1 pseudogene is annotated in these 250 nt (G+C 33.6%); it reads right to left on the bottom strand.

The window, feature by feature from the left end:
- Positions 1–23 precede the first annotated feature (23 nt).
- Positions 24–250, bottom strand: a pseudogene (locus tag G6042_RS00310) (hypothetical protein); the annotation flags it as partial.

Raw genomic sequence — 250 nt, forward strand, 5'->3', positions numbered from 1 at the left:
AGTTAAAAGCTTATAAATTGGTTTTAAGCCAAGGTATATTTTGAAGTAGTTTGATTTGTTCCCAAAATGATACGAACTAAAAATAGCTTTAAATAGGTCGTTTTTATCAAAAACAAACCTTTTCTCTTATAAGGTGAGTTCCATGCTTTGAGTTTGGCTATTAAATCGGGCACACCAAGGATATTGATGCTGCGTTTGATGTTATACACCAGCATGATCAAACTGTGTTCGCCGTTTACTTTCTCTAATC

The sequence above is a fragment of the Flavobacterium solisilvae genome, from assembly GCF_012911605.1.
GTDB lineage: Bacteria > Bacteroidota > Bacteroidia > Flavobacteriales > Flavobacteriaceae > Flavobacterium > Flavobacterium solisilvae.